The sequence below is a fragment of the Leucobacter sp. OLIS6 genome (assembly GCF_002752355.1).
GTDB lineage: Bacteria > Actinomycetota > Actinomycetes > Actinomycetales > Microbacteriaceae > Leucobacter.
In genome coordinates this window covers 588,294-614,533 of the sequence record NZ_MRAV01000014.1, presented here as the reverse complement: position 1 = coordinate 614,533, position 26,240 = coordinate 588,294, and the positions used below count along the sequence as shown (strand labels likewise).

The window sequence follows — 26,240 nt, the reverse complement described above, 5'->3', positions numbered from 1 at the left end:
TCTGATGGCGTGTCGTACATTTGCGCCTTCGTCGATGGTACTCCTAGATATTGTGCAATTCGAAAAGCAAAGCACTAGATGTTGTGGTCGGTGTGTCGGATCTGCGAAACGAGGAGGACCATCATGCACGCGAAGCCGTTCCTGGTTCAGGCGCAGGACCCGCCGCTCCGAACGCTCGAAGCGGACCGGTCGCCGGACCTCGTGTTCTTCTCGAGCGTGTCGGAGAACACTCGCCGGTTCGTCGATCGCCTGGACCGCCCGTCGGCGAGGATCCCGCTCCGGCCGCGCATCGAAGGCGAGCTCCGGGTCGCCCGACCGTTCGTGCTCGTCGTACCGACCTACGGCGGCGGCGAGCGCGCGGGCGCAGTGCCCAAGCAGGTGATCCGGTTCCTCAACGACCCGCAGAACCGCGGGTTGCTGCGCGGTGTGATCACGGCAGGCAACACCAATTTCGGGGAGCACTACTGCCTGGCCGGCCCGGTCATCTCGGCGAAGTGCCGAGTGCCCGAGCTGTACCGGTTCGAACTGCTGGGCACCGAGCGCGACGTGCAGCGCGTCGGCGAGGGGCTCGGCGAATTCTGGGAACGCCTCGCGGCGGCTCCCGCTGACACCGAAGACGAAAGGAAATCCGCATGACCATCACCGATATCGCCGCCTCCGAGGCCGCGCCGCGCCCAGGGATCGGCGCTCGCAGGGACTATCACGCGCTCAATGCGCAGCTGAACCTCTACGCCGCGGACGGATCGATCCAGTTCGGCAAGGACGAGGAGGCGGTGGCCGCCTACCTGGAGCAGTACGTCGTGCCACGGACGCGTCGATTCCCGTCGGTGCGGGAGCGGCTGGCCTGGCTCGTCGCGAACGAGTACTACGAGGCGGAGTACCTGGAGGTCTACGAACCCGAGTTCCTGGAGGCGCTGCACGACAGGGCCTCGGCGGCCGGGCATCGGTTCGCGAGCTTCCTCGGGGCGTTCAAGTTCTTCTCGTCCTACGCGCTGACGTCGTTCGACGGGGAGGCGATCCTCGAGGGGTTCGAGGAGCGCGTGGTCGCGACGGCACTGTACCTCGCCCGTGGCGACGCCGGGCTCGCGACCGAGCTGGTCGACGAGATGCTGTCGGGACGGTTCCAGCCGGCCACGCCGACCTTCCTGAACGCGGGCAAGCGTCAGCGGGGCGAACTCGTGTCCTGCTTCCTGCTGCGCCTGGAGGACAACCTCGAGTCGATCGGCCGGGGGGTGAACTCGGCGCTGCAGCTCTCGAAGCGCGGCGGAGGGGTCGCGCTGCTGCTGACGAACCTGCGTGAGACGGGGGCGCCGATCAAGCGGATCGAGAACCAGTCGTCGGGCGTCGTGCCGGTGATGAAGATCCTGGAGGACAGCTTCAGCTACGCGAATCAGCTGGGCGCGCGTCAGGGCGCGGGAGCGGTGTACCTGCACGCCCACCATCCCGATATCATGCGCTTCCTCGACACCAAGCGCGAGAACGCGGACGAGAAGATCCGCATCAAGACGCTGTCGCTCGGCGTGGTGATCCCGGATGTGACCTTCGAGTTGGCGCGGGAGAACCGCGAGATGCACTTGTTCAGCCCCTACGACGTCGAGCGCGAGTACGGGGTGCCCTTCTCCGACCTGTCGGTGAACGATCGCTACGAGGAGCTCGTGGCGAATCCGCGGATCCGCAAGACGGTGCTGAGCGCACGCGAGTTCTTCAGGACGCTCGCCGAACTGCAGTTCGAGTCCGGGTACCCGTACGTGCTGTTCGAGGACACGGTGAATCGGGCGAACCCGCTCGAGGGGAGGGTCAACATGTCGAACCTCTGCTCCGAGATCCTCCAGGTGAACACCCCCTCGGAGTACGACGTCGCGATCGGTTACGAGCGGGTCGGGCACGACATCTCGTGCAACCTCGGTTCGATGAACATCGCCGCGGCGATGGCGTCGGGCGATCTGGGGGCCACGGTCGAGACGGCGGTGCGGGCGCTGTCGAACGTGTCGGATCTGACCGAGGTGGACGCGGTCCCGTCGGTCGCCGCGGGCAACCGGGCATCGCATGCGATCGGGCTCGGGCAGATGAACCTGCACGGGTATCTCGGCTCCCAGCGGATCCGGTACGGCAGTGCGGAGGGCATCGACTTCACGGACTTCTACTTCCTCACCGTGACCTATCACGCGGTTCGGGCCTCGAACCGGATCGCGATGGAGCGCGGTGAACGGTTCGAGGGATTCGACCGCTCCGCCTACGCCGACGGGAGCTACTTCGACCGGTACACGGCGGAGGATCGGCGCCCTGCGACGCAGCGTGTGACAGAGCTGTTCGCCGATGCGGGGGTTGCGATCCCGAGCCGTCAGGAGTGGATCGAGCTGCGGGAATCGGTGCGGCGGCACGGGATCTACAACGCGTACCTGCAGGCCGTGCCGCCGACCGGTTCCATCTCGTACGTCAACCACTCGACCTCGTCGATCCACCCGATCGCGGCGCGCGTCGAGATCCGCAAGGAGGGCAAGCTGGGCCGCGTCTACTACCCGGCTCCGCACATGACCGACGACAACCAGGAGTTCTTCGAGGACGCCTACGAGATCGGCCCCGAGAAGATCATCGACACCTACGCCGCGGCGACGCAGCACGTCGATCAGGGCCTGTCGCTCACGCTGTTCTTCACGGACACCGCGACCACCCGCGACATCAACAAGGCGCAGATCTACGCGTGGCGCAGGGGGATCAAGAGCCTCTACTACATCCGCCTGCGCCAGCTCGCGCTGACCGGCACCGAGATCGAGGGCTGCGTCTCCTGCGCGCTCTGACCGTTCCACCTCCCCTGAACCACGACGAAAGCAGGACAGCATGACCCGCGACCTCACCCGCTCCATCACCCCGCCCGGATACCGGCACGACCCGGACGCGCGCCTGCGCCCCATCAACTGGAACCGGGTGCCCGACGACAAGGATCTGGAGGTGTGGAACCGGTTGACGGCGAACTTCTGGCTGCCCGAGAAGGTCCCGCTCTCGAACGACATCCCCGCATGGCAGCGCATGAGCCCGGAGGAACGCACCCTGACGATGCGGGTGTTCACGGGGCTCACGATGCTCGACACCGTGCAGGCGACGGTCGGGGAGATCTGCCAGATCCAGGACGCGCTGACGGAGCACGAGGAGGCGGTCTATACGAACATCGCCTTCATGCAGTCGGTGCACGCCCGCTCCTACTCGTCGGTGTTCTCGACGCTCACCTCCACATCCGAGATCGACGCGGCCTACCGGTGGGCGGTGGGCAACGATCTGCTGCAGGAGCGCTGCAAGCGGGTGCTCGCACACTACTCCGGGCCGGATCCGCTGAAGCGCAAGGTGTCGTCGACCCTGCTGTCCTCGTTGCTGCTGTATGCGGGCTTCTACCTGCCGCTGCATTTCTCGGTGCACGCGACCCTCACCAACACCGCCGACATGATCCGCCTGATCCTGCGGGACAAGGCCGTGCACGGCTACTACTCGGGATACAAGTTCCAGCGGGGGCTCGCGAAGCTCGGCGAGGCGGAGCGCGCCGAAATGCGCGACTTCACCTTCGCACTGCTCGACGACCTCTACGAGTTGGAACTCGCCTACTCCGGGGAGCTCTACGAGCCGCTCGGACTCATGGACGACGTGGCGGTGTTCGTGCGCTACAACGCGAACAAGGCGCTCATGAACCTCGGCTACCCGGCGCGGTTCCCGTCGGAGGAGACGCGGGTGAACCCGGAGATCCTCGCGGCGCTCTCGCCCGGCAGCGACGAGAACCACGACTTCTTCTCGGGATCCGGCTCCTCCTACGTGATGGGAGTCGGAGAGGACACCACCGACGAGGACTGGGACTTCTAAGACCGCGGCGCCCGTCTCCGCTCCGCGGCCGCGATACCGTTGACTCCGCGGCCGCGGAGCCGGTGCGACGGGTGCTGGTCGTCGAGGGTCAGGGAGCGTTGCGCGCTCGCCGCCTTCGCCGAGGTCGATCCCGACGCGCTCGTCGCCGACATCGACCTCGATTCCAGCCCGGACGGCATCGAACTCGCGACGGCGCTGCGCCGCATCGCCCCGCACCTCGGGGTTGTGTTCCTGACCGCGTGCTGACCTTCGAGTGAGCGGATCGCCGCGACTGTGACCCCGGATTGCGGAGTTCCGCCGAGAACCGCCCACCCGGAGCCGGGTCCGGATAGCCTGGACCCATGAGTCAGGAGCGCACCGAGACCACCGAACCGCACCTCTCCGAGACGGCCCGCATCGCGCGGGATCTGATCCGGTTCGACACCTCGAACCGGGGGAACGGCGACGCGAATCCGGAGGCGGATGCGGCTGCCTACGTCGCCGCCTACCTCTCCGAGCTGGGGCTCGAGCCGACGACCATCGAGTCGGAGCCCGGCCGTGCGAGCCTGGTCGCCCGCGTCGCCGGACGCGAGCCGGAGCTGCCCGCGCTCGTGCTGCACGGCCACCTCGACGTCGTGCCAGCCGATCCCGCCAACTGGAGCGTCGACCCGTTCGCGGGCGAGATCCGCGACGGCATGCTGTGGGGGCGCGGCGCCGTCGACATGAAGGACATGGACGCCATGATCCTCACCGCGATCGCCGAACTGCTGCGCGCGGGGGAGCGGCCGCGGCGCGACGTCATCGTCGCGTTCTTCGCCGACGAGGAGAACGGCGGGATCTACGGCTCCCACCACCTCGTCGATCACCACCCCGAGCTGTTCGCGGGCGCGGGCACGGCGATCAGCGAGGTCGGCGGCTACTCGGTCGACATCGCCGGCACTCGCGCCTACCTGATCCAGACCGGCGAGAAGTCGCTCGACTGGATCCGCCTGCGGGCCCGGGGGACCGCTGCGCACGGATCCCGCGTCTGGCGCGACAACGCGGTGACCCGGCTCGCCGAGGCCGTCGCCGCGCTCGGGCGCCACGAGTGGCCCGTCGCGCTCTGCGACACGACCCGCGAGCTCGTCGACGCGATCGCCGAGATCTTCGGCGAGGATCCGCACGAGGTCGATCCCGAGCAGCTCGTGCTGCGCACCGGCGCGGGCGGCGGGTTCATCCACGCGAGCCTGCGCACCACCACGAACCCCACCGTGCTGCAGGCCGGCTACAAGCACAACGTGATCCCCGACACCGCCGAGGCGCTCGTCGACGTCCGCACCCTCCCCGCCAGCCAGGCGGGGATCCTCGACGAGGTCCAGCGGATCGTCGGCGACGACATCGAGATCGAGGCGCTGCACTCCGACATCGGCCTCGAGGTGCCGTTCGGCGGCGAACTGGTCGACGCGATGACCGCGAGCCTGCGGAAGCACGATCCCGAGGCGCGCGTGCTCCCGTACCTGCTCTCGGGCGGCACCGACAACAAGGCGCTCTCGAAACTCGGCATCACGGGCTACGGATTCGCTCCGCTCCGCCTGCCCGCCGATCTCGACTTCCCGGGCATGTTCCACGGCGTCGACGAGCGCGTGCCGCTCGATGCGCTCGACTTCGGGCACCAGGTGCTCGTCGACCTGCTGCGCGACTACTGAGCCCCGCTCGGCGCGCCGTGACGCGCTGGGAATCTTGAGAGAACCGGTCCGTCCGCCGTACTAGGGTGGACGCTGGTCCGTGCTGGGGCACGGACCTTCCTGCGCCAGAAAGGGCGGTCATGGACTTCATTCAGGCGATCCTGCTCGGGATCATCCAGGGGCTCACCGAGTTCCTCCCGATCTCCTCGAGCGCGCACCTGCGCATCGCGAGCGAGCTCATGGGCATCGGCGACGCCGGTGCGGCGTTCACCGCCATCACCCAGCTCGGTACCGAGGCCGCGGTCATCGTCTTCTTCTGGAAGGACATCGTCCGGATCATCGGGCGCTGGTTCCGCTCGCTCGCGGGCCGCACCGTGCCCCGCAACGACCCGGACGCGCTCATGGGCTGGTGGATCATCCTCGGCTCGATCCCGATCGTCGTGCTCGGCCTGCTCTTCCAGGACCAGATCGACACGACCTTCCGTTCGCTCTGGGTGGTCGCGACGATGCTCATCGTCTTCGGCATCCTGCTCGGCATCGCCGACCGCGTGGGCAAGCGCGTGCACACGCTCGACCAGCTCGGCTGGAAGCACGGCCTGATCTACGGCCTCGCCCAGGCGCTCGCGCTGATCCCCGGCGTCTCCCGCTCGGGCGGCACCATCACAGCGGGCCTCCTCATGGGCTACAAGCGCGAGGCCGCGGCCCGCTACTCGTTCCTCCTCGCGATCCCCGCCGTCTTCGGTTCGGGCTTCTACAAGCTGTTCAAAGCGCTGAAGGAACCGGCCGGCGAGACCCCGATGGGCCTGACGCTCATCGCGACGGTCATCGCGTTCGTGGTCGCGATCTTCGTGATCGGCCTGTTCATGCGCTACATCTCGAAGGGCAGCTTCCTGCCCTTCGTGATCTACCGCGTGCTGCTCGGCGTCGTGCTCATGGTGCTGCTCGCCACCGGCGTGCTCGCGGCCGACGCGGGCTCCGCGAACGCGGCGGGACAGATCGCGCAGACCGCGGCGATCGGAGCCGCGCTGTGAGGACCTGGACCAGACCCGAGCTGCCCGAGCTGCCCGGCGAGGGCACCGCTCCGCGCCTCTTCAACACGGCCACCGGGCGTCTCGAGCACCCGCCCATCGAGGGCGGCCGCGCGACCCTCTACGTGTGCGGCATCACCCCGTACGACGCCACGCACCTCGGGCACGCGGCCACCTACCTGGCGTTCGACCTGCTGCAGCGGTCCTGGATCGATGCCGGCATCGAGGCCGTCTACGCGCAGAACATCACCGACGTGGACGACCCGCTGCTCGAGCGCGCGAATGCGACGGGCGTCGACTGGCGGGAGCTCGCCGAGTCGCAGATCGCGCTCTTCCGCTCCGACATGCACCAGCTCGGCATGCTGCCCCCCGAGCACTTCGTCGCCGTCACCGAGTGCATCGACGAGATCGCGGATGCCGTGCAGCGGTTGCGCGAGCTCGGCCTCGCCTACACCGTGCCGAGCCCGGGGGCCACGGGCGAGGACCTCTACTTCGATACGGCCGCGGCGTCCGAGCAGACCCAGTGGCGGCTCGGCGATGTCGCCCCCTACGATCGCGAGCTCATGTCGCTCCTCAGCGCGGAGCGGGGCGGGGACCCCGAACGCGCCGGCAAGCGCGACCCGCTCGACCCGCTACTCTGGCGCGCGGCCCGCGAGGGCGAGCCGAGCTGGGGAACGGTACTGGGGCTCGGACGTCCGGGCTGGCACATCGAGTGCGCCGTGATCGCGGCCCGCGCTCTCGGCAACGCGTTCACCGTGCAGGGCGGTGGCGAGGACCTGGTGTTCCCGCACCACGAGTTCACCGCCGCGCACGCCACTGCGCTCTCGGGCACTCCGCTCGCGCACGCCTACTGCCACGTCGGCCTGGTCTCGTACAAGGGCCACAAGATGTCGAAGTCGCGGGGCAACCTCGTGTTCGTCTCGAAGCTGCTCGACGGGGGCGCCGATCCCTCGGCGATCCGCCTCGGGATCCTCGCGCACCACTACCGTTCCGAGTGGGAGTGGCACGACGCCGACCTCGAGGTCGCCGCACGCCGCCTCGCCGCCTGGCGGGCTGGCCTCGAGCGCACGGGCGAGGAGCCCGCGGCGACCGTGCTGCAGCGCCTGCGCGCCGCACTGGCCAACGACCTCGACACCCCGGTCATGCTCGCGACCCTCGACGCCGCGTTCGACGGCGGGGTCGACGAGCCGCAGCTCCTCGCCGACGCGGCGGAGGCGCTGCTCGGCGTCAAGCTGTAGGGGGCGTCCCGCCCTCGTCGTCCGGCTCGTCGTCGCGCAGGAACTTCTCGAACTCGTACGCGAGCGCGTCGCCCGTCGCCTCGGGGGACGCGCTCGCGTCCCGCGCTTCCTCCAGCCGGCGGATGTAGCTCGCCATGTCCTCGTCGTCGGCGGCGATGCGGTTGATGCTCGCCTCCCAATCGTTCGACTCGGTGAGCAGCTCACCCCGGGGGATCACGACGTCGAGCAGCTCCTCGAGCTTGTCGAGGATCGCAAGCGTCGCCTTCGGCGAGGGCACGCTGTGGACGTAGTGCGGCACCTGTGCCCAGAGCGACACCGAGCTGACGCCCGCGTCGGCGAGCGCGAACGCGAGGATCGACGCGATGCCGACCGGCCCCTCGTAGTCGCTGCGCTGGGCGCCGGTGCGGGCGCGCTGGTCGGGGTCGTCGCTCGAGAGCGAGACCGCGATGGGGCGGGAGTGCGGGGCGTCCGAGAACATCGCGCCGAGCAGGATCACCGTGTCGATGCCCCAGGCCTCGATCACGTCGACGACCTCGTCGGCGAACGAGGTCCAGTCGCGCGCTGGCTCGACGCCCGCGAGCAGGAACAGGTCGGTGACGGGGGTGCCGTCGATCCGGTGCACGGTCTCGGCCGCGGGGTCCTTCGTCTCGCCCGGGCGCTGCACCGTGCCGTAGAGCCGCGTCTCGGGCCACTCGAGCACGCGGTGCCCCTGATCGTCGAACCGTACGCGCGGGCGGTGCACCTGGAAGTCGACGAAGCCGTCGGCGCCGATCGTGTGCAGCACCTCCGCGCCGATCAGTTCTCCGATGTGCTGCAGCGCCGTGGTGGTGGCCGAGCCGGCGTCGCTCCAGCCCTCGAAGGCGGCGATGAGCACCCGAGCGGGGTCGGGATGCGGCTGTCGGGTCACGGGGCTGAACTCCTTCGCGTGTGCGCCGGGGAGGCGGCTGGCCCGGGATCGGGATGCCAACCAGGATAGTCCCCGGTCGCTCGGTAGACTGGGCCGCGATGAATACCGCGCAACCAGCTGCCGTGCTGTGGGACATGGACGGCACCATCATCGATTCCGAACCGCTCTGGATCGTCGCCGAGGACGCGATGCTCTCCCGATACGGGGTCGAGCTCGATGCCGAACTGCGCGAGCAGCTCATCGGCTCCGGGCTCTGGGACGCCGCCGAACTGTTCCGCGCGCGCGGGGTCGACCTCAGCGCCGACGAGATCGTGGCGGAGCTGGCCGGCGAGGTGCAGGCGCAGCTCGCCGCGGGTGAGCCGGCCTGGCGCCCCGGCGCGGTCGAACTGCTCGCCGCGCTCAGCGAGGCCGGCGTGCCGTGCGCTCTCGTGACGATGTCGATCCGCTCGCTCGCCGACCAGGTCGCCGAGCTGCTGCCCCCGGGCACCTTCGGCGCCGTCGTCGCGGGCGACGAGGTCGCGCACGAGAAGCCGCACCCCGACCCCTACCTGCGCGGCGCCGCGGCGCTCGGCGTGCCCATCGGGGCGTGCCTGGCGTTCGAGGACTCGCCGACGGGGCTCCGTTCCGCCGCGGCATCCGGTGCCGTCGCGATCGGCCTGCCGCACCTCGTCGACCTCGGCGATGCGCCCGCGCACGCGCTGTGGACCTCCCTCGAAGGCGTCGACGTCGCGGCCGTGGCTCGAGCATTCGCCGAATTCCGCGGGACCGATCCCGGTCCCCGAACCATCACCGAGCCCGCGGTCCGCGGAGCGCTCGTGTCCGACCCGAAGGGAAGCCGCGCATGAGCCGCGACGTCGAACGCACCGAGACCGAGACCGCCAGCCCGGCGCTGAGCGGCCCGTTCCGCTATGGCGATCGCGTGCAGCTGACCGGACCGAAGGGGCGCCTGAACACGATCACGCTCATCGACGGCGGCGAGTTCCACAGCCACCGCGGCATGATCCGCCACTCCGAGCTGGTCGGGCTGCCCGACGGCTCGGTGCTGCGCAACAGCAACGACGAGGAGTACCTGGCCCTGCGCCCGCTGCTCTCCGACTTCGTCATGTCGATGCCGCGCGGGGCCGCGATCGTCTACCCGAAGGATGCGGCGCAGATCCTGTCGCTCGCCGACATCTTCCCCGGCGCACGCGTCGTCGAAGCCGGTGTCGGCTCCGGCGCGCTGTCGCTGCACCTGCTGCGCGGCGTCGGCAGCGAGGGCCGCCTGTTCTCGTTCGAGCGGCGCGATGAGTTCGCCGAGATCGCGAGCTCGAACATCGAGGCGTTCAGCGGATCCGTTCCCGACAACTGGTCGGTGACGGTCGGCGACCTGCAGGAGGTGCTGCCCGCGACCTGCGAGGCCGGGAGCATCGACCGGGTCGTGCTCGACATGCTCGCCCCCTGGGAGTGCGTCGGCGTCGCCGCCGAAGCGCTGAAGCCCGGCGGCGTGATCATCTGCTACGTGGCGACCGTGACCCAGCTGTCGCGCGTGGCCGAGGAGCTGCGCCGCAGCGGCCTCTACACCCACCCGCAGGCCTCCGAGACGATGGTGCGCGGCTGGCATGTGGAGGGGCTCGCCGTGCGCCCCGACCACCGCATGGTCGCGCACACGGGCTTCCTCATCACCGCGCGCCGGCTCGCGCCGGGCACGCAGCTGCCCCAGCTCAAGCGTCGCGCGTCGAAGGGGGAGTTCACGGACGAGGACATGGCGGCGTGGATGCCCGATCTCGTCGCGGGCGGCGAGAGCGAGTGGACCCCCGAGTCGATCGGTCAGTGGAGCAAGAGCGACAAGGTGCTCCGCAAGAAGGCTCGCGAGGCGCAGAAGCTCGCCGCGCAGCGGGCGAGCGGGTCCGAGGACCCCGCTGCCGGCGCTGCGGCCGAGGACGGCGCGCCCGCCGCCGAGTGATCGGCTGACAGTATCCGGAGCCCCGCACCGGATAGGATGACGGGGTTCGACAGTAACGCTTCGAGAGGTCTCCATGCGCCGTCACATCCTTCCCGCCACCGCTGCGCTGGCGCTGCTGCTCGTCGGTGCGACCACCGGGTGCAGCTCCGCGCCGCAGCTCGACCGCACCGACTGCGGCCCGGCGCTCAGCGAGGGATCGCTGAGCAACAGCGTCAAGGTCGAGGGCAAGGCCGGTTCGGTCCCGAAGGTGACCGTGCCGAAGGGCGTCTCGATCGACGATTCGCAGCGCACCATCGCGTCGCACACGGGCGATTCGACCTCCGTCGCCCGCGACGGCGCGCTGCTCTCCATCAACATGCAGGCGATCGACGCCGAGACCGGTCAGACGGTGCACCAGAGCCAGCGCATGGGCACCGAGAACCCGAGCGAGTTCGTGCTGCTGAAGAAGGGGAGCGGCATCCCGGCGCTCACCGACGGCCTCCGCTGCACCGCTCCGGGCGACCGCGTCGTGGTCGCGATGGAACCGAAGGAGAGCGCGCAGCTGCTCGAGCAGTCGGGTGCCAAGCCCGGCGGGTCGGTCGTGTTCATCGTCGACGTGCTCGCGGTGCGCAACACCGGCAACGTCGCCTCGCCCGGCACGCTGCCCTCGGGCTTCCCCGCGGTGACCAACCTCGACTCGGGCCGCCCCGGCATCGTGCTGCCCCCGCAGGCGGCACCGAAGTCGACCAAGACCGCCACCCGTATCGAGGGCGACGGCCTGCGCGTGACCGCGGACAACAACGTGATCGCCCAGGTGCTCACCGTCGACTGGGACGGCCAGGAGCAGAACAACACCTGGACCACCGGCCCCGTCGGCCTCGGCAACGAGGCGCAGATGAGCCAGTCGGGCGTGACCTTCCGCAAGGAGCTCACGGGGCTGCGCGTCGGGTCCCAGGTCGTCATCATGGAGCCCCAGGCGAGCGGCAAGGCCACGGTCAGCGTGGTCGACATCCTCGCCGCAGGGTAGGTCGTGGTCGCAGCAGCATCGCAGCGTTCGGGCGCGCCCCGCTCGTCGGTCCCCGGCGAGCAGCGCGTCTTCAGCCTCGTGCTCGCGCTCGTCGCGAGCCCGCAGGGCGCGACCAAGCGCGAGCTGCTGTCGAGCGTCTACGGCTACGCCGACCGCTACCAGCACGGTGAGCGCTCCGACGCGCTCGAGCGGCAGTTCGAGCGCGACAAGGATCAACTGCGCGCCATCGGGATCCCGATCGACACGATCGACTCCCCGGAGGAGCCCGGCAACACCCAGCTCACGCGCTACCGCATCTCGAAGGAGCTGCTCCAGGTACCGCGCGATCTGCGGTTCTCGGAGCGCGAGCTGACCCTGCTGCGCCTCGCCGCGATGGCCTGGCGCGAGGGCAGCCTCACCGCCGAGTCCCGGCGCGCCGCGATGAAACTGGAATCGCTCGGCGCGGGCCTCGACGTGCAGCACCTCGGGGTCTCCTTGCGTCTCGGAATCCCGGAGCCGGCTGCGCCGGCGCTGCAGAGCGCCATCGACGCGGGCCGGGTGGTGCGCTTCGACTACCAGCTGCCGCACCGCGATGCTCCGCTGGGACGTCGCGTCGCACCGCTGCGCCTGCATCGCGCCGACGGGCGTTGGCACCTCATCGCTCACGACCTGGATCGTGACGACGAGCGCGTGTTCCTGCTCTCCCGCATCGTCGGCGGTGTGCGCACCGAGCGCGAGGTCTTCGATCCCGCGCTGCGACATCGCGTCGACGGCGAGATCGAGGAGCTGCTGCGACTCGAGCGCGTCCAGCGCGCGATCCTCGAGGTGCGCCGCGGCAGCGTGGCGGAGGCCCGTCTCAGCCCGCGCGCCGCGTCGCACGAGGACGCCGCGGAGCCCGGCTGCGAGGCGACTGCGCGCCTCGAGCTCGGCACCCTCGACTACCGTGCCTTCGCCGAAGAGCTCGCGGCGTTCGGCGCCGACGTCGCGGTCGTGGAACCGCCCCAGCTGCGCAACGCGGTGATCGCCGAGCTGCGCGGGATCGCCGGGCGGCACGCGGCGCCCGCGGCCGGGTCCGCAGAAGGGGGGACCGCCTGATGCGCAGTCAGCTCCAGACGCCCGACCGCGTGGTGCTCCTGCTCGCGCTCGTGCCCTACCTGCGCGAGCACGGCCCGACGCCCGTCATCGAACTCGCCGAGACCTTCGACGTCGAGCCCGCGCTGCTGCGCAAGCTCGTGCGGTTCCTCGGCACCGCCGGAGTTCCCGGCGAGACGCAGAGCTACCAGCACGAGGACCTGTTCGACATCGACTGGAGCGCGCTCGAGGACGAGGACCTGGTGAGCCTCACGCACGTCGTCGCCGTCGATGACACGCCCCGGTTCTCGGCGGCGGAGCGCGCGGCGCTCATCGCCGGTCTGCAGATGCTGACCGGCATGCTGCCGGCCGAGGAGCGGGACCGCGCCGAGCGGACCGCGGCGAAGCTCGCCGGTGCGTTCGGCGACACCGCTCCGCCGAGCGCGCTCTCCGTCACCGCGGATCCCCAGGACGCTCGCATCCCGCTGCTCGTCGGCGCGATCGGCAACGGGCACCGGGTGGCCTTCGCCTACCGCGATGCGCGGGGCAGCGAGAGCGCCCGCTCCGTCGAACCGCTGCAGCTGCGGCAGTCCTCGGGCGCCTGGTATCTGCGGGCGTTCTGCCTGGAGCGCGGCGAGGAACGCACGTTCCGCATCGACCGCATGCGAGATCTGCGGGAGCTCGACGAGGACGCCACCCGGGCGGCCTCGGCGACGCCTCGCCCGCGGGCCTTCGCGGGCACCGTGTCGAGCCCCGCCGCGCAGCGCGGCCGGATCCGCGTGCGCGTCGATGCCGCACCGCGCCTCGCCGACTTCGGGCTCGAGGCCGGCCCGGTCGGCGACGACGGCTGGGCCGACGCCACGGTCGATCTCTGGTACCCCGGCACCGCCGTTGCCCTCGTGCAGGCCGCACCCGGCGCTGTCGAGGTCGTCGCCCCCGAGAGCGCCCGCGCCGCGGTGCGCGCCTGGGCCGAGCAGGCTCTCGGGCTCTACGACGACGAGCAGGATTAGACTGACGTGGTGCCCGTGAAGACCCGCCGCAAACGCAATCCCGAGGGGCGTATGAGCCTCGGCGACCACCTCGTCGAGTTCCGCAAGCGGCTGATGATCGCGGGCATCGCGATCGTGCTCGGCATGGTGGTGGGCTGGTTGCTCTCGGACTACGTCTGGGACATGCTGCGCGGCCCCATCGAACGGATCGCGAAGGAGGGGCGCAACGCCCAACTCGCGTATCAGGACGTCTCCGGCGCCTTCGACCTCAAACTGCAGATCGCGTTCTTCATCGCGGTCATCATCTCCTCGCCGGTCTGGCTCTACCAGATCTGGGCGTTCCTCGCGCCCGGTCTTACTGGGAAGGAGAAGCGCTGGGGCGTCGCATTCATCGGCACGGCTGTTCCGCTCTTCCTGCTGGGGGCGTACGCGGGCTGGGTCGTGTTCCCCAACATCGTGCACCTGCTCACGGGCTTCGCTCCGCCTGAGGACGCGCAGTTCATGGACCCGCGCAAGTATCTCGACTTCGTGCTGAAGCTGATGCTCGCGATCGGCGTCGGATTCGTGCTTCCGGTGTTCCTCGTGCTGCTCAACTTCATCGGGGTGCTGCGCGGCCGCTCGATTCTCAAGAGCTGGCGCATCGCGATCCTCTGCATCATGGTGTTCACCGCCCTGGCGACGCCCGCGGCCGACGTCATGAGCATGTTCCTGCTGGCCATCCCGATGATCGTCCTCTATCTCGGGGCTGGTTTCATCGCCGTGCTGCACGATCGGCGCGTCGACAAACGACGGGCCGCGGAGCTCGCCGAGTACGGCCTCGACGAACCGAACGGCGGCACCGCGTGAGCGCATCGATCCCGAACGCGGAGACGCCGGAGCAGCCCGAATCGTTCCCCGCGCTCGACGCGTTCGCGGCTTCGCTCGGCTTCCCGCTCGACGGATTCCAGCGCACCGCCTGCGAGCGGCTCGAGTCCGGCCGCAGCGTGCTCGTGGCGGCGCCGACCGGTTCGGGCAAGACCACCGTCGCCGAGTTCGCCGTCGCCCTCGCCCGGCGGGAACGCGACGCGCGCATCTTCTACACCGCCCCCATTAAGGCGCTCTCGAACCAGAAATTCCGAGAGCTCTGCGACGCCTACGGCGACGACCAGGTCGGCCTGCTGACGGGCGACGTGAACCTGCGCGGCGATGCGCCCATCGTGGTCATGACGACCGAGGTGTTGCGCAACATGATCTACGCCGAATCGGCGGCGCTCACGGAGCTCGCCTTCGTCGTGCTCGACGAGGTGCACTATCTCGGCGACCGCTTCCGCGGTGCGGTCTGGGAGGAGATCATCCTGCATCTGCCGCGGCACGTGCGCCTGGTCTCGCTGTCCGCGACCGTGTCCAACGCCGAGGAGTTCGGCGACTGGATGCATGCCGTGCGGGGCGACACCGACGTGATCCTCTCGGAGCACCGCCCGGTGCCGCTCTATCAGCACGTCCTCACGACCCGCGCGCTCATGCCGCTGCTCGTCGATCGCGAGGGCGAGCTCGCCGCGCGCGGCCGGCTCAACCCCGAACTGCTGCGACTCGACGGCGGCCGCCCGGGCGGCCGCGGACGCGAGCGCAGCCGGGGACGGCCGCCGCAGCGGCGCTCGCCCCGGATCTCGCGCGGCGACATCGCCCGCGCGCTCGACGAGACGGGACTGCTCCCCGGCATCGTCTTCATCTTCAGCCGCAACGGCTGCGATCAGGCCGTACGGCAGTGCCTGTTCGAGGGCATCCGCCTCACGACCCGTGAGGAGCGAGACGAGATCCGGCGCATCGTGGATCGCGAACTCGACGGGCTCGATCCCGAAGACCTCCGCGTGCTCGGCGTCAGCGAGTGGCGCTCCGCGCTCGAGCGCGGTGTCGCGGCGCACCACGCCGGCCTGCTGCCCGTCTTCAAATCGATCGTCGAGAAACTGTTCCAGGCTCGCCTCGTCAAGCTGGTGTTCGCGACCGAGACGCTCGCGCTCGGCATCAACATGCCGGCCCGCTCGGTCGTGATCGAGCGTCTCGACAAGTACAACGGCGAGCAGCGCGTGCCGCTGACCTCAGGGGAGTACACGCAGCTGACCGGCCGCGCCGGCCGCCGCGGCATCGACGTCGAGGGGCACGCGGTCGTCGTCTGGAACGACGGCACCGATCTCGAAGCGGTCGCGCACCTCGCGTCGACGCGCTCGTTCCCGGTGAAGTCGAGCTTCCGTCCGACGCCGAACATGGCCGTGAACCTGCTGCAGCGCATGAGCTTCGAGCGGGCCCGCGAGACGCTCGAGCTCTCGTTCGCCCAGTTCCAGGCCGACCGCGCCGTGGTCGACGACGCGCGCGAGCTCCGCGCCGAGCAGGACTCGCTCGCCGGCTACGACGCCGCTGCGAAGCGCGCCCATGGCAAGGATCGCGTCCGCTGGGAGGAACGCGCTCGCAAGCTGCGCCGCGAGATCGAGCGCGGCCGCCGCCGCATCACCGCCCGCACCGGCACGATCGCCCGCACCTTCGACCGCGTGGTCGACATGCTCGCCGAGCTCGAGTACCTGGCTCCGGAGTCCGCGCAGGGCGACGACCTGGTCGTGACCGACTGGGGCACGATCCTCTGCCGCATCTACGGCGACCGAGACCTGCTCGTCGCCGAGTGCCTGCGGCGCGATGCCTGGCGCGGTCTCGACGCCTCGGGGGTCGTGGCGATGTGCTGCGCGCTGAGCTACGAACCCCGGCGCGACGACGAGCCCGAGGGGCGTCTGCCCTCCGGAGCGTTCCGCGGCGCGTTCGAGCGCACGCTCGCTCTCTGGGAGGAGCTGGACGAGCTCGCCGAGCGCAACCGGCTTCCGCGCACCGTGCAGCCGCACGCCGGCCTCGCCTGGTCGATGTTCGCCTGGGCGAACGGGCAATCCCTCACCCGGATCCTCGAGGACGGGATGATGAGCGCGGGGGACTTCGTGCGCTGGGCGAAGCAGACCATCGACCTGCTGGATCAGGTGGCGCAGGCCGCGGAGTCGGAGTCCGGCATCGCTGCGGGCCTCACCGAGCTGGGCGCGCTCGCGCGCGAGGGCAAGAAGCGGATCCGGCGCGGCATCGTCGAAGCGTCGAGCACCTCGTGAGGGTCCTGATCGGCGCCGGAGTTGCCGTGCGCCTGCGCTTCTGGGCCGCGATCCCGCTCGCCGCGCTCGGAGGCTGGTCGCTCGGCCTCACCACCCCGCAGCTCGCCTGGTGGCCGATGCTGTTCATCGGGGTTCCGCTCGTGCTCGCATCCGTCTGGCGGCAGCGGATCGGCGTCGCCGCGCTGGCCGGTGCCGCCGCGGGGGCCGGGTTCTGGTTCCCCGTCCTCTCCTGGCTCACGCTCTATCTCGGTCCGGTGCCGTGGCTCGGCCTCGGGGTCGTGATGGCGGCCTGGTACCTGCTCATGGGCATCGCGATCGCTGCCGCCACGCGCGGGCTCGCGCTGCTGCCCGTGCACCCCTGGCTGCGCGTCGCCGTCCTGGCAGTCGCGGCCGCCGGGCTCTGGACGCTGCGCGAGCAGCTGCAGGGCTCCGTGCCGTACGGCGGCTTCCCGTGGGGTCGCCTCGCGCACTTCGTCGCGGAGACGCCGCTCGCTTCGCTCGCGTCCTGGCTCGGATTCTCGGGGCTCAGCGCGCTCATCGCGCTGGCCTGCGCGGTGCCGATCGCGGTGCTGTTCGAGCGGCTCGGCGCGAAGCGCGCGAGCACCGAGGCGGCGGGGGCGCCGGAACGGGAGCCAGTGAACGCGGGACTCGTCTCCCGCGCCCGGGTCGTCGCGATCCCGACGGCGTTCGCGGTGCTCGGGACGGCGCTCGCGCTCGCGCTGCTCGCCGTCGTGCCCGTAGCGTCGGTCGAGCGGACGGGATCGCTCCGCGTGGTCGCCGTGCAGGGGAACGCGAAGGCCGGGATCTTCGACGACCGCGAGTCCGGCGACGTGCTGCGCGCCCACCTGAATGCCACCCAGCAGGTCGTCGACCGTCTGCGTGCCGAGGGCGAGCGCGTCGACGTGATCGTCTGGCCCGAGAACAGTGCCGAGTTCAATCTGCCGCGCAACCCGCTCGCCGAGGTGCAGATCGCCGCGCTCGCTCGCGAGGCCGGGGCACCCATCGTGCTCGGCTCGGTGCTGCAGGATCCCGACGGCAGCTACACCAACAGCTCGCTCGTGTGGACGGGGGAGGGCGATGCCGGCGTCCGCTACGACAAGATGCACCCCGTGCCGTTCGCGGAATACATGCCGAACCGGGAGTTCTTCCGCGCACTCGCCCCCGACCTCGTCGACCTCGTGCAGCTCGACTATCGGACGGGCACGCGGTCGCCCGCGATCGAGGTTCCCGTCGGCGAGACCGCCGAGCGGATCCGCGCGGGGATCGCGATCTGCTTCGACATCATCTTCGACGATCAGGCGGAGCGCATGGTCGACGACGGCGCGCAGGTGATCTTCGCCCAGACCAACAACGCCGACTTCGGCCGAACGGCCGAGAGTGCCCAGCAGCTGCAGATCGCTCGGCTGCGCGCGATCGAGACGGGACGCGCGGTCGTCAACATCTCCACGGTGGGCACCAGCGCGATCGTCGCGCCGGACGGCCGCGATCTCGCGCGGCTGGAACCGTTCACCGCCGACGCGATGGTCGCCGACGTGCCGCTCATGCGCGGCGAGACGCCCGCGATCCGCTTCGGTGCCTGGATCTGCGGCGTCTGGATCGCGCTGGGCACGGCCGGCCTCGTCGCCGGCTCCGCGCTGAGCCTGCGTGCGCGTCACCGTGCGCGCGAGACGGTGTAACGGCCCGGATCCTCTCGGGGCGCGGGCTACGCGCCGCCGCCGGCGCGCCGCGAGCGCAGCAGCTCGAGCCGCTCCTCGAGCAGGACCTCGAGCTCCTCGCGCGTGCGCCGCTCGAGCAGCATGTCCCAGTGGGTGCGCTGCGACGATCCCTTCTCCTCGAACTCGGCGCGGGCGGCACGGCCGGCCTCGTCGTCGAGGAACCCCACCTCGCCGCTGCGCTGATCGGCCCATTCCGCGGGTGGTTCCGCGTCCGCGTCGAACATGACCGTGAATCGGGTGCCCTTGTCGGTGAGGTACTCGATCCGCTGGCGCGGAGCCAGCTCGATCCCCTCCTCGCCCTGCAGGCTCGTCGAACCGATCCTCGCTCCGCGGAGTGTGCGCTCGGCCATGGGATCCTCCCCTCGTGCGGGGACCCCGGCTGTTCGAGGCCCCGTCGATCGTGTCTCCTCGGTTGCAGAGTACATGCCGTGCCTTGGCGGCGATAGAGTCTCGCCGGATTCGCTCGTATCCCGGCCGCGCGGGCGGTTTCGACTACAGTGGAAACCTCATCATCGCCCCGTTTCCCACGCAAGGAGCACCCGTGTCACAGCCACTCGAACCGCAGAGCCTCACCGGACGCCGAGCCCTGGTGACGGGATCGTCGCGGGGCGTCGGCGCCGACACCGTCCGCTACTTCGCAGAAGCCGGCGCCGATGTCGTCATCAACTTCCGCAACAAGGCGCCGCGCGCCGAGAAGCTGGCGGGCGAGCTCCGCGAGCTGGGCGTCCGCGCGCTCGTGCAGGGCGCCGACCTCACCGACGCATCTTCGGTGGATCAGCTCATGGCCGCCGTGCGCGAGGAGTTCGGCGGCCTCGACATCCTCGTGCTCAACGCTTCGGGCGGCATGGAGAGCGGCATGGCGGAGGACTACGCCCTGCAGCTCAACCGCGACGCCCAGCTCCGCGTGCTCGACGCGGCGCTGCCGCTGCTCGGCGAGGGATCCCGCGTGGTGTTCGTGACCAGCCACCAGGCGCACTTCATCAACACCACGCCGACCATGCCCGAGTACGAGCCCGTCGCCCGATCGAAGCGCGCCGGCGAGGATGCGCTGCGTGAGCGGATCCCGGCGCTCGCCGAACGCGGCATCGAGTTCGTCGTGGTCTCCGGCGACATGATCGAGGGCACCGTCACGGCCACCCTGCTCAACCGCCTGAACCCGGGCGCGATCGAGGAGCGCCGCGAACAGGCGGGCAAGCTTTACAACGTGGCGGAGTTCGCTGCAGAGGTCGCCCTCGCGGCGGTCGAGCCGGTTCCCGCCGACCACACCCGGCTCGTCGGCGACACCTCGAGCTTCGGCGGCGAGTAGCCTCCGCGCAGCGCGAGCCGGAACGGCCGCGCGGTCCCGTCCATGACGGGACCGCGCGGCCGTTCCGTTTTCCGGCGTGTCGTGGGAGGATTCCCGCACCGAAGATCTCGCGCGCCGACGGGGGTCATCGCCTCGCGAAGCTGCGGCCCGGATCATATATGTTCGCAGAAATCACGGTCAGCCTTCGAGTGTGACCGCGTGTTGCGCAGAAAGTTCGCTGCCGAATTGCATTCGCCGAAGAAGTCGCTGCTATTCTCAAAGCTCCCACTCCGCTCACGGCGGCACGGCAATGATGCCGACCGGTGCACCCGTCGAGCGAGTCTCCACGCGGGCCGCCGACGTCCCGATGATCGAGAGGACGTCGATGCGAACGACTCCTGCGACCCCGAACCCGGCCGTGACGAGCGGATTCCCCGCTGCCAGCGGCCTCTACCGCCCGGAGGACGAGCGCGACGCGTGCGGCCTCGCCGCGATCGTGTCTCTGACAGGCGCACCCGGACACGAGGTCATCTCGCAAGCGCTCGAAGCGCTCGAGCACCTCGAGCACCGCGGTGCGGTCGGCTCCGACGCGGGCACCGGCGACGGCGCCGGGATCCTGAGCGATCTGCCCGACGCGCTGATCCGCGCCGAGCTGGCCGAGCACGATCCCGAAGCGGTACTGCCGGAGCCCGGCCGCTATGCGGCGGGCCTCGCGTTCCTGCCGCGGTCCTCGACCGAGCGGCGCGCGGTGCGCTACCGCATCGCGGCGATCGCAGCGGAGGAATCGCTCGATGTGATCGCCTGGCGTCCCGTCTCGGTGCGCCCGGAAGTGCTCGGCGAGAGCGCGCGCGAAGCGGCACCGCGGATCGAGCAGCTGATCCTCGCGCCGCACGTCGACGAGGCCGGGGGAGCCGCGCTGCTCGGCCAGGCGCGTCCCATCGACACCGACGAGCTCGAACGCCGCGCCTTCCGCACCCGGAAGCGGGTCCAGAACGAGACGGGCGTCTATCTGCCCTCGCTCAGCGCGCGCACCATCGTCTACAAGGGCATGGTCACTACGCTGCAGCTCTCAGGCTTCTACCCGGAGCTGTCCGACGAGCGCTTCGCGAGCCGTTTCGCGATCGTGCACTCCCGCTACTCGACCAACACCTTCCCGTCCTGGCACCTCGCGCAGCCGTTGCGCCTCGTCGCGCACAACGGCGAGATCAACACGGTTCGGGGCAACCGGAACTGGATGCGGGCGCGCGAGGCGCAGCTCGAGAGCGACCGCCTCGGCGACGTGCGGCAGCTCACTCCCATCTGCTCCGACGGTGGCAGCGACTCGGCCAGCTTCGACGAGGTGCTCGAGCTCCTCGTGATGGCGGGACGCAGCCTGCCGCACGCGCTCGCGATGATGGTGCCCGAGGCGTGGGAATCGGAGCGTGGCCTCAGCCCCGAGCTCGTCGACTTCCTCGAGTACCACTCGCTGCTCATGGAGCCGTGGGACGGCCCCGCCGCCATGATCGCGACCGACGGCACCGAGCTCGTCGCGCTGCTCGACCGCAACGGCCTGCGGCCCGGACGCTATCTCGTGACGAGCGACGGCACCATGGTGATCGCCAGCGAGACGGGCGTACTCGACATCGCCCCGGAGCGCGTGGTCAAGCGCGGGCGCCTGCAGCCCGGCCGCATGCTCGCGGTAAACCTCGCGACCGGCGAGATCCGGGACGACGAGACCGTGAAGAACGAGCTGGCCGGTCTCGCGCCCTGGGGCGAGTGGCTCGACGAGGGACGGATCCGCCTGTCGGACCAGCCAGAGCGCGAGCACCTGATGCACCCGCCGGCCTCGATCACCCGGCGCCAGCGCACCTTCGGCTACACGGACGAGGAGCTGCGGCTGCTGCTCACGCCCATGGCGCGCGAGGGGATCGAGCCGATCGCGGCGATGGGCACCGATACCCCGATCGCGGTGCTGAGCGAGCGGCCGCGGCTCATCTTCGACTACTTCGTGCAGCAGTTCGCGCAGGTCACGAACCCGCCGCTCGACGCGCTACGCGAGGAGCTCATCACGAGCCTCCGCGCGGGCATGGGGCCGCAGGAGAACCTGCTCACCCAGTCCGTGGCGCACGCCCGGCAGGTGATCCTCGACTTCCCGGTCATCGACAACGACGCGCTCGCGCGGATCCAGCACTTCGGCGAGGACTTCGAGCGCGAGCGCGCGGTCGCGCTGCGCGGGCTCTACCCGGTCGACTTCGGGGCGAAGGGCCTCGCCGACCGGCTCGAGGCCCTGTGCTGGGAGGCCAGCGCGGCGGTCGACGCCGGCGCCGAGTTCCTGATCATCTCGGATCGGGACTCCAACAAGGACCTCGCGCCCGTGCCGTCGCTGCTCGCCGTCTCCGCGGTGCACCACCACCTCATCCGCGAGGGCCAGCGCATGCGCGTCGCGCTCATCGCCGAGGCCGGCGACGTGCGCGAGGTGCACCACGTGGCAGCGCTCATCGGCTACGGAGCCGCGGCGGTGAACCCGTACCTCGCCATGGAGACCGTCGGCCTGCTCGTGCGCGACGGCTCGATCGGCGGCGTGACCGAGGAGCAGGCGATCGCCCGGCTCATCAAGGGCCTCGGCAAGGGCATGCTCAAGGTGATGAGCAAGATGGGCATCTCGACCGTCGCCTCCTACTGCGGCGCGCAGACGTTCGAGGCGGTCGGGCTCGCACAGGACGTGGTCGACCGGTACTTCACGGGAACCGCGTCGCGGCTCGGCGGGGTCGGGCTCGACGTGATCGCGGCGGAGGTCGCCGCGCGCCACCGCTCCGCCTACCCGGACGACGCGGCGACGCTCGCGCACCAGCGCCTCGCCACCGGCGGGGAGTACCGCTGGCGACGCGGCGAGGAACCGCACCTCTTCGATCCCGAGACGATCTACAAGCTGCAGCACGCCACGCGCACCGGCCGCCGCGAGATCTTCTCGGAGTACACGCGGCGGGTCAACGAGCAGCAGGAGCGGCTCATGACGCTGCGCGGCCTGTTCCGCTTCTCGGCGCAGCGGCCGCCCGTGCCGCTCGGCGAGGTCGAGCCGGTGAGCGAGATCGTGAAGCGCTTCGCGACTGGCGCCATGAGCTACGGCTCCATCTCGCCCGAGGCGCACCAGACGCTGGCGATCGCCATGAACCGGCTCGGCGGTAAGTCGAACACGGGCGAGGGCGGCGAGAGCGACGAACGGCTCACCGATCCCGAGCGGCGCAGCGCGATCAAGCAGGTCGCCTCGGGCCGGTTCGGCGTCACCTCGATGTACCTCACGAACGCCGACGAGATCCAGATCAAGCTCGCGCAGGGCGCGAAGCCCGGCGAGGGCGGCCAGCTGCCGCCCGCGAAGATGTACCCCTGGATCGCCCGCACCCGGCACGCGACCCCCGGCGTCGGCCTCATCTCGCCGCCGCCGCACCACGACATCTACTCGATCGAGGATCTCAAGCAGCTGATCTTCGACCTCAAGCGGGCGAACCCTTCGGCTCGCATCTCGACGAAGCTCGTCGCGCAATCGGGCATCGGCCCGGTGGCCGCGGGCGTGGCGAAGGCGCTCTCCGACGTGATCCTCGTCTCGGGGCACGACGGCGGTACGGGCGCGAGTCCGATGAACTCGCTCAAGCACGCGGGATCCCCGTGGGAGCTGGGCCTCGCCGAGGCCCAGCAGACCCTCATGCTCAACGGTCTGCGCGAGCGCGTGGTGCTGCAGGCGGACGGGCAGCTGAAGACCGGCCGCGACGTCGTGATCGCGGCGCTGCTCGGCGCCGAGGAGTTCGGCTTCGCGACGGCACCGCTCGTGGTGTCCGGTTGCATCATGATGCGGGTCTGCCACCTCGACACCTGCCCCGTCGGCGTCGCGACGCAGAACCCCGAGCTGCGTGAGCGCTTCACCGGGCAGGCGGAGCACGTCATCAACTTCTTCCGCTTCATCGCGGAGGAGGTGCGCGAGATCCTGGCCTCGCTCGGCTACCGCACGCTCGACGAAGCAGTGGGGGACACCGCGGCGCTCGACGTGGACGACGCGATCCGGCACTGGAAGGCCGACGGCCTCGACCTCTCGCCGATCCTGCGCGGCCCGGCGTTCGACGAATCGGCACCGCGCCGCAGCGGCCGGGATCAGGACCACGAGCTCGCGGAGCACTTCGACGCCGGCCTCATCGAGATCTCGACCGACGCGCTCGAACGGCGCGACCCGGTGATCATCGATCTGCCGATCAGCAACATCGACCGCGCGGTCGGCACGATGCTGGGGCACGAGGTGACGCGCCGCTTCGGCGCGGAGGGGCTCGCCCCCGCGACGATCGACATCACGCTGACAGGGTCCGCGGGCCAGTCGCTGGGGGCCTTCCTCCCGGCCGGCATCGCGCTGCGCCTCGTGGGCGACGCGAACGACTACGTCGGCAAAGGCCTGTCGGGCGGCGAGATCTCGATCCGCCCCGATCCGAACGCCGGGCACTCGGCCGCGGACAACGTGATCGCGGGCAACGTGATCGGCTACGGCGCGACGAGCGGATCGCTCTGGATCGCCGGCGTCGTGGGTGAGCGGTTCATGGTGCGCGGCTCGGGCGCGACCGCGGTCGTCGAGGGCACGGGCGATCACGCGCTCGAGTACTTCACGGGCGGCTTCGCCCTGATCCTCGGCCCGACGGGGCGCAACATCGGCGCCGGCATGTCGGGCGGCGAGGCCGTGCTGCTCGACCTCGACCCGGCCGACGTCAACGCGGCCGAGCTCGGTTCGGGCGACCTGCTGCTGACTCCGGTCCCGCACGAGCTGCGGGAGCGGATCGTCGGTCTGCTCGCGCGGCACGTCGAGCAGACCGGATCGGAACTGGCCGAGGCATTGCTCGGCGACATCGAGGCGGACCCCGACACCGCGTTCGCGCGCTTCACGCGGATCATCCCGAAGAACTACTCGCGCGTGCTCGAGATCCGGGAGCGCGCCGGGGCGACCGGGGCCGACCCCGACGGCGAACAGGTGTGGAACGAGATTCTGGAGGCGACCCATGGCTGATCCGCGCGGATTCCTGAAGACCCGCGAGCGCGAGCTCGCGCCCAAGCGTCCGGTCGCGCTGCGCCTCATGGACTGGCGGGAGGTCGTCGACCCGGCGAACCCCGGCATGGTGCAGCGCCAGGCCTCGCGCTGCATGGACTGCGGCGTCGCGTTCTGCCACCAGGGCTGCCCGCTCGGCAACCTGATCCCCGAGTGGAACGATCTGATGTACCGGGGGCGCGAGCGCGAGGCCATCGAGCGGCTGCATGCGACGAACAACTTCCCCGAGTTCACGGGGCGCGCCTGCCCGGCGCCGTGCGAGTCTGCCTGCGTGCTCGGCATCAACCAGCCGGCGGTCACGATCAAGCAGATCGAGAACAGCATCATCGACCAGGCGTTCGCGAACGGCTGGGTGCAGCCGCAGCCGCCCGAACGGCTCACGGGCAAGACGGTCGCGGTCGTCGGCTCGGGACCCGCCGGCCTCGCCGCGGCCCAGCAGCTCACCCGCGCCGGGCACACCGTGGTCGTCTACGAGCGTGACGAGGAGCCGGGCGGCCTGCTGCGCTTCGGGATCCCCGATTTCAAGCTCGAGAAGGAGCTGGTGAGCCGCCGGGTCGAGCAGCTCCGGGCCGAGGGCACCCGGTTCCGCTGCGGGATCGAGATCGGCGGCGACATGAGCTGGGCCGAGCTGCGCCGCCGCTTCGACGCGGTCGTCGTCGCGACGGGATCGACGATCCCGCGACCGCTGCCGATCGACGGACGCGACCTCGCGGGCGTGCACTACGCGATGGAATACCTGACCGCGCAGAACCGCATGGACGGGCTCCCCGGTTCGCCGATCGACGCGGCCGGCAAGCACGTGATCGTGATCGGCGGCGGCGACACCGGCGCGGACTGCGTCGGCACCGCCCACCGCCAAGGGGCCGCGTCGGTCACGAGCCTCGCGATCGGGCGCCGCCCGGCCGAGACCCGCACCGACGCCCAGCCATGGCCTGTGCACCCCACACTGTTCGAGGTGTCGAGCTCGCACGAGGAGGGCGGCGAACGCAAGTACCTGGCCTCGACGGTCGAGTTCGTCGGCGACGACGCCGGCCGCGTGACGGGCCTGCGGGTCGCCGAGACGGGGTTCACCGAGGAGGGCCGCGTGCCGATCCCCGGGACCGAGCATCTGCTCGAGGCCGACCTGGTGCTCATCGCGATGGGCTTCACCGGTCCCGAAGCGATCGAGGACGCGGCGTTCCCGCTGCCCGTCGCGCGCCGCGGGGCGTTCGCCCGCGCAGCCGACTTCTCGACCGAGCTGCCCGGCGTCTACGTCGCGGGCGACGCCGGCCGTGGGCAGTCGCTGATCGTGTGGGCGATCGCCGAGGGTCGGGCCGCGGCGGCCGCGGTCGACCGGCACCTGACCGGCGCGACGGAGCTTCCGGCACCCGTCGGCGCGAACGATCGCGCGTTCGCCTGATCCGGAGAAACGCCGGATAC

The 26,240-nt window shown here is 70.6% G+C and carries 20 protein-coding genes; 18 read left to right on the top strand and 2 right to left on the bottom strand.

The genetic code is table 11. The annotated features are described in order from the left end of the window. Nucleotides 1-123 precede the first annotated feature (123 nt). From nrdI to mshC, 7 genes are all read left to right on the top strand, one after another. Nucleotides 124-636, top strand: coding sequence for a class Ib ribonucleoside-diphosphate reductase assembly flavoprotein NrdI (gene nrdI, locus BMH31_RS13035; protein ID WP_099724869.1), 513 nt, complete (start codon nt 124-126; stop codon nt 634-636). Then, nucleotides 633-2,798, top strand: a complete 2,166-nt coding sequence (gene nrdE, locus BMH31_RS13030; protein ID WP_099724870.1) for a class 1b ribonucleoside-diphosphate reductase subunit alpha — start codon at nt 633-635, stop codon at nt 2,796-2,798. The genes nrdI and nrdE overlap by 4 nt, the downstream gene beginning before the upstream one ends. Before the next feature lie 40 nt (nt 2,799-2,838). Further along, nucleotides 2,839-3,846 (top strand): class 1b ribonucleoside-diphosphate reductase subunit beta, encoded by a 1,008-nt coding sequence (gene nrdF / locus BMH31_RS13025; protein WP_099724871.1) that lies wholly within the window; start codon nt 2,839-2,841, stop codon nt 3,844-3,846. 39 nt (nt 3,847-3,885) lie between these two features. Continuing rightward, nucleotides 3,886-4,092, top strand: coding sequence for a response regulator (locus BMH31_RS13020; protein ID WP_099724872.1), 207 nt, complete (start codon nt 3,886-3,888; stop codon nt 4,090-4,092). Nucleotides 4,093-4,187: 95 nt separating this feature from the next. Next, nucleotides 4,188-5,510 (top strand): M20/M25/M40 family metallo-hydrolase, encoded by a 1,323-nt coding sequence (locus BMH31_RS13015; RefSeq protein WP_099724873.1) that lies wholly within the window; start codon nt 4,188-4,190, stop codon nt 5,508-5,510. Nucleotides 5,511-5,629: 119 nt separating this feature from the next. After that, nucleotides 5,630-6,520, top strand: coding sequence for an undecaprenyl-diphosphate phosphatase (locus BMH31_RS13010; RefSeq protein WP_099724874.1), 891 nt, complete (start codon nt 5,630-5,632; stop codon nt 6,518-6,520). Beyond that, nucleotides 6,517-7,755 carry a cysteine--1-D-myo-inosityl 2-amino-2-deoxy-alpha-D-glucopyranoside ligase gene (gene mshC / locus BMH31_RS13005; protein ID WP_099724875.1) on the top strand — a complete coding sequence of 413 codons (1,239 nt, stop codon included), beginning with the start codon at nt 6,517-6,519 and terminating at the stop codon, nt 7,753-7,755. The genes BMH31_RS13010 and mshC overlap by 4 nt, the downstream gene beginning before the upstream one ends. Here mshC and BMH31_RS13000 read toward each other — a convergent pair. Then, entirely contained in the window at nt 7,745-8,662 is a 918-nt protein-coding gene (locus BMH31_RS13000) for a PAC2 family protein (RefSeq protein ID WP_099724876.1), read from the bottom strand. The two genes, mshC and BMH31_RS13000, sit on opposite strands and share 11 nt — an antisense overlap. 98 nt (nt 8,663-8,760) lie before the next feature. On the opposite strand from BMH31_RS13000, the gene BMH31_RS12995 reads away from it, so the two are divergent. The 8 genes from BMH31_RS12995 to lnt all read left to right on the top strand — a co-directional run bounded on the left by BMH31_RS12995 (nt 8,761) and on the right by lnt (nt 18,441). Beyond that, nucleotides 8,761-9,507, top strand: a complete 747-nt coding sequence (locus tag BMH31_RS12995; protein ID WP_241898282.1) for an HAD family phosphatase — start codon at nt 8,761-8,763, stop codon at nt 9,505-9,507. Further along, nucleotides 9,504-10,604 carry a tRNA (adenine-N1)-methyltransferase gene (locus BMH31_RS12990; protein WP_099724878.1) on the top strand — a complete coding sequence of 367 codons (1,101 nt, stop codon included), beginning with the start codon at nt 9,504-9,506 and terminating at the stop codon, nt 10,602-10,604. Before BMH31_RS12995 ends, BMH31_RS12990 begins: the two co-directional genes overlap by 4 nt. A 73-nt stretch (nt 10,605-10,677) precedes the next feature. After that, nucleotides 10,678-11,610, top strand: a complete 933-nt coding sequence (locus BMH31_RS12985) for a peptidylprolyl isomerase (RefSeq protein ID WP_099724879.1) — start codon at nt 10,678-10,680, stop codon at nt 11,608-11,610. 3 nt (nt 11,611-11,613) lie between these two features. Further along, complete coding sequence (locus tag BMH31_RS12980) at nt 11,614-12,684, top strand: WYL domain-containing protein (RefSeq protein WP_099724880.1); 1,071 nt, start codon at nt 11,614-11,616, stop codon at nt 12,682-12,684. Beyond that, nucleotides 12,684-13,670 carry a WYL domain-containing protein gene (locus BMH31_RS12975; RefSeq protein ID WP_099724881.1) on the top strand — a complete coding sequence of 329 codons (987 nt, stop codon included), beginning with the start codon at nt 12,684-12,686 and terminating at the stop codon, nt 13,668-13,670. The genes BMH31_RS12980 and BMH31_RS12975 overlap by 1 nt, the downstream gene beginning before the upstream one ends. Before the next feature lie 51 nt (nt 13,671-13,721). Next, nucleotides 13,722-14,495, top strand: a complete 774-nt coding sequence (gene tatC, locus BMH31_RS12970) for a Sec-independent protein translocase TatC (protein WP_099725305.1) — start codon at nt 13,722-13,724, stop codon at nt 14,493-14,495. Further along, nucleotides 14,492-16,765, top strand: coding sequence for a DEAD/DEAH box helicase (locus BMH31_RS12965; RefSeq protein ID WP_099724882.1), 2,274 nt, complete (start codon nt 14,492-14,494; stop codon nt 16,763-16,765). Before tatC ends, BMH31_RS12965 begins: the two co-directional genes overlap by 4 nt. Next, complete coding sequence (gene lnt, locus BMH31_RS12960; protein ID WP_241898281.1) at nt 16,762-18,441, top strand: apolipoprotein N-acyltransferase; 1,680 nt, start codon at nt 16,762-16,764, stop codon at nt 18,439-18,441. Before BMH31_RS12965 ends, lnt begins: the two co-directional genes overlap by 4 nt. A 26-nt stretch (nt 18,442-18,467) precedes the next feature. On the opposite strand, the gene BMH31_RS12955 is transcribed toward lnt, so the two are convergent. Beyond that, nucleotides 18,468-18,830 (bottom strand): RNA polymerase-binding protein RbpA, encoded by a 363-nt coding sequence (locus BMH31_RS12955; RefSeq protein WP_099724883.1) that lies wholly within the window; start codon nt 18,828-18,830, stop codon nt 18,468-18,470. Between the two features lie 191 nt (nt 18,831-19,021). On the opposite strand from BMH31_RS12955, the gene BMH31_RS12950 reads away from it, so the two are divergent. The 3 genes from BMH31_RS12950 to BMH31_RS12940 all read left to right on the top strand — a co-directional run bounded on the left by BMH31_RS12950 (nt 19,022) and on the right by BMH31_RS12940 (nt 26,220). Next, nucleotides 19,022-19,786: an SDR family oxidoreductase gene (locus BMH31_RS12950; RefSeq protein ID WP_099724884.1), complete on the top strand. Its 765-nt coding sequence runs from the start codon at nt 19,022-19,024 to the stop codon at nt 19,784-19,786. A 364-nt stretch (nt 19,787-20,150) separates the two neighbouring features. Continuing rightward, nucleotides 20,151-24,782 (top strand): glutamate synthase large subunit, encoded by a 4,632-nt coding sequence (gltB, locus tag BMH31_RS12945; protein WP_099725307.1) that lies wholly within the window; start codon nt 20,151-20,153, stop codon nt 24,780-24,782. Then, nucleotides 24,775-26,220, top strand: coding sequence for a glutamate synthase subunit beta (locus BMH31_RS12940; protein ID WP_099724885.1), 1,446 nt, complete (start codon nt 24,775-24,777; stop codon nt 26,218-26,220). The genes gltB and BMH31_RS12940 overlap by 8 nt, the downstream gene beginning before the upstream one ends. The last annotated feature ends 20 nt before the right edge of the window (nt 26,221-26,240 follow it).